The following is a 3,892-nucleotide window of genomic DNA, read 5'->3' on the forward strand; positions in this document are numbered from 1 at the left end:
ATGGATTGCTTCGTCGCTACGCTCCTCGCAATGACGGTGCCAATTCTCAGCCGATCCTGAACTTGCTGTAAGCCTCGGCCGTCGCGATGATCATATGCTCGGCGCAGCCGTTGCGCCGGTGCGGGTCGCAGCGATTTTCGTAATCTGCCGATGTCATCATGTCGATGAACGAAGCCACGGCCGGATAGTAGACCAGCGCGATATAATCCCAATGGTCGCCGTCCTGGCGCCCGAGCGCGACCGCCTTGGCCTCGCCGGTCCACAGCAAGGTGCCGCCGCGCGCCTTGATCATCGGCACAGTGAGCGCGCTGTAGCGCCGATAGGCGTCCCAGCCGCTGCCGTCGCCGTCCAGCGAACGGTCGTAGAACCGCATCAAATTGACCATCACGACCGGCCCCTGATGGTCCAGCTCGCTCAATCCTTCGACATTCAACAGCTCGACGCCCATGACTTGCTCCTGACGGCCATCGCAAAAACTGAAGGACATTGTAGCATTGCATGGGCGGGACTTGTCGCGCGGCGAGAATCCGGCACAACTCGACCCGAGACGATGACCAAAACCGCGCCCGCGCCGCCTGCCCTTGACCCGGCCAGATGGCTCAACAACCAGCCCTATCTGCTGCTCAGCCTGACCTCGCTGTTCTGGGCCGGCAATATCGTGCTCGCCCGTTACGTCGCCGGCCACGTGCCGCCGATGACCTTGTCCTGCGTGCGCTGGATCGGCTCCTTCCTGATGCTGCTGCCGTTCGCCTGGCCGCATCTGAAGCGTGACTGGCCGGCGTTGCGCGCGCGGCTGCCGCTGATGGCGGTGCTGTCGGCGACCGGCTTTGCCGTCAACAACGCGCTGTCCTACCTGGCCATGCAATATACCGAGGCGCTCAATGCGCTCTTGATCCAGTCGTCCGGGCCGCTGTTCGTGGCGCTGTGGTCGTTGTTGTTGTTCGGCGTGCGGCTGACCTCGGCGCAATTGGCCGGCATCACGATCTCGCTCGCCGGCGTGCTGACCATCATCCTGCGTGGCGATCCCGCTGCGCTGGCCGGCATCCGCTTCAACAAGGGCGACGTGATGTTCGCCGGCGCCTTGCTGGCGTTCGGGCTCTATTCGGCGCTGATGCCACGGCGGCCGAAGACGCATCAGCTGTCGCTGATTGCCTTCACCACCGGCTGTGGCGCGCTGCTGCTGTTGCCGTTCTCGATCGGGGAATTCTCGACCGGCTTCACGCTGAAATTCGACCTGCTGTCGATGGCAACGCTGGTCTACGTCGTGATCTTCCCCTCCACGCTGGCATACCTGTTTTTCAACCGCGGCATCGCGCTGATCGGACCGAACCGCGCCGCGCCGTTCTTCCATCTGGTGCCGGTATTCGGCTCGGCGATGGCGATCCTGCTGCTCGGCGAGCAGCCAAGACTGTTTCACCTGGCGGGCTATGCGCTGGTGCTGGCCGGCGTCGTGATCGCGTCGCGGCAGAGCTCGGCCCGGGTGTAGATTCACGTGTCCCGGACGCGGTGCAGCGCGCACTTGGCGCTGCTCCGCGGAGCCGGGACCCATGCGTATCTAAAGAAAAATGGACCCCGGATCAGCAACGCACCACGCCGCAAGCGCGGCGCGCTGCGTAGCATCCGGGGAACGCATTCGCCGAGCGGCGCCTTAACGGCTTCCGATTTCATCCTGGGCAGGCTAGCTTGTCCCCAGCCTGTCAAAAAACTCTCTGGGGAAACGACGGTATGATCGCATTGTTGAAACGGTATTCGCAGGTACTTGCGACATTGCCGCTGATGTTCGCGCCGATATCCGGCGCGGCCCTTGCCCAGGGCGTCGCCTGGCCGAACCGCACCATCACGCTGGTGTTGCCGTTCGCGGCCGGCAGCGGCACCGACACCACGACGCGGATCATCTCGCAGCATCTTTCCGCAGCCCTTGGCGTCGGCATCGTCATCGACAACAAGCCCGGCGCCAACGGCATGATCGCCGCGACCTATGCCGCGCGCGCCGCCCCCGACGGCTACACGCTGTTCGTCACCACCAACACCACGCACTCGGCCAATCCGTATCTGCTGAAGACCCTGACCTACGACCCGGTCAAGGATTTTGCGCCGATCGCGCGGACCGGCGATTTGCCGTTCATGCTGGTGGTCCATCCGGACCTGCCTGCGAAAACCGTCGCGGAGCTCGTCGCCTATGGCAGGGCCAACCCGGGCAAGCTGACCTACGCCAGCGGCAGTTCGTCGTCGATCGTGTCCGGCGCGACCTTTGCGCATAATGCCGGCATCGACATGCTGCACGTGCCCTACAAGAGCTCGCCGCCCGCGCTGAACGATGTGATCGGCGGGCGCATCTCCATGATCTTCATCGACGTGCTCACCGGCCTGCCGCACGTCAAGGGCAACGCATTGCGGGCGCTGGCCGTCACCACCCGGGAGCGATCGCCGCTGGTGCCGGAGCTGCCGTCGATGCAGGAGGCCGGCGTGCCGGATTTCGACATCACCTCGTGGCAAGGCTACTTCGCGCCCGCCAACACGCCGAAGGAAATCGTCACGCGCCTCAACGCCGAAATCCGCAAGATTGTCGAAAACCCCGCGATCAAGGCGCAACTCGCCACCCTCGGCATGGATGCGTTTTCCGGCACGCCGGAACAGCTCGGCGCGTTCGTGGGCGATCAACTGGTGCTGTGGGAAAAGCTGATCCGGAACGCCGGAATCGAGAAGCAGTGACATCGTCCGTCACAGACGCGAAAATCAATCGGGAGCAGGAAATGTCGAAGTTCAGGGTGGTGACGCCGAAAGGCGCGAGTTTCACGGTCGCCGGCGGCGGTTACGATTATGAGAAGGAGGCGCTCGATCCGATCGGCGCCGAGATCGTCGAGGCGCCGGCCAATGAGGCGGAATTCATCGCCGCCGCCCGGACCGCCGACGCCATCTACGCCAAGGGCATGCCGATCACCAAAACCGTGATCGATGCGCTGGAAAACTGCAAGGTGATCACGCTCGGCAGCGTCGGCGTCGACAGCGTCGACGTCAAGGCCGCCACCGCCCGCGGCATCCCCGTCACCAACATCCCCGACACCTTTATCGAGGAAGTCGCCGACCACGCCATGATGCTGCTCTTGGCAGGCTTTCGCCGGCTGGTGGCGCAGGACCGCATGGTGCGGGAAGGCCGCTGGTCCGAGGGGCGGCCAGCGCTGTTGAAGATTCCGCGGCTGATGGGGCAGACGCTCGGCTTCGTCTCGTTCGGCCGGGTGGCGCGCGCCGTCGCCCGGCGCGCCGCGCCGTTCGGGCTGCGCTTGATGGCCTACGATCCCTTCATCCAGGAGACGCTGATTTCCGAACTCGGCGTGATCCCGGCGACGCTGTCGGAGGTGTTGTCGCAATCCGACTTCGTGTCGATGCACGCGCCGGCGCGGCCCGAAGTGCACCACATGCTCGGCGAAAAACATTTTCGGCAGATGAAGCGCAGCGCAATCTTCATCAATACCGGTCGCGGCGCGACCGTGGACGAGGACGCGCTGATCAAGGCGTTGCAGGAAGGCTGGATCGCGCACGCCGCCCTCGACGTGCTGGAGAAGGAACCGCCCTCGCACAACAACCCGATGCTGGGGATGGAAAACGTCACCCTGACCGCGCATGTCGCCTCCGCCTCGGCGCGCTTCGACGAGGCCCGCAAGCGCCGCGTCGGCTACGAATTGTCGCTGGTGCTGTCCGGCATGTGGCCGGTGAGCTGCGTCAACCCGTCGGTGCTGCAGAACACCAAGCTTCGACGCTGGCAACCCGTCAGCATGGATCGCGGCCCCAACAGCTAGCGGCGGGATGGCTTTGAGTTGAAATTGGCTCGCGAGTTGGAGTCGCCTCTCCCGCATGCAGCCGCATGCAGGGAGAGGTGACACGAATTCACGCC

General features: G+C 64.4%; 4 protein-coding genes. 3 read left to right on the forward strand and 1 reads right to left on the reverse strand.

The features are described 5' to 3' along the window. Positions 1-46: 46 nt before the first annotated feature. Entirely contained in the window at positions 47-448 is a 402-nt protein-coding gene (locus tag WCE35_RS20550) for a DUF1330 domain-containing protein (RefSeq protein ID WP_424595155.1), read from the reverse strand. 102 nt (positions 449-550) lie between these two features. Here WCE35_RS20550 and WCE35_RS20555 point away from each other — a divergent pair, with 102 nt between their 5' ends. From WCE35_RS20555 to WCE35_RS20565, 3 genes are all read left to right on the forward strand, one after another. Then, positions 551-1,486: a DMT family transporter gene (locus WCE35_RS20555; protein ID WP_424595156.1), complete on the forward strand. Its 936-nt coding sequence runs from the start codon at positions 551-553 to the stop codon at positions 1,484-1,486. A 290-nt stretch (positions 1,487-1,776) separates the two neighbouring features. Continuing rightward, on the forward strand, positions 1,777-2,712 hold the full coding sequence (locus tag WCE35_RS20560) for a Bug family tripartite tricarboxylate transporter substrate binding protein (RefSeq protein WP_424595158.1): 936 nt from the start codon (positions 1,777-1,779) through the stop codon (positions 2,710-2,712). Between the two features lie 41 nt (positions 2,713-2,753). Next, positions 2,754-3,797: a C-terminal binding protein gene (locus WCE35_RS20565; RefSeq protein ID WP_424595157.1), complete on the forward strand. Its 1,044-nt coding sequence runs from the start codon at positions 2,754-2,756 to the stop codon at positions 3,795-3,797. The last annotated feature ends 95 nt before the right edge of the window (positions 3,798-3,892 follow it).

Source organism: Bradyrhizobium sp., from assembly GCF_049691595.1.
GTDB lineage: Bacteria > Pseudomonadota > Alphaproteobacteria > Rhizobiales > Xanthobacteraceae > Bradyrhizobium.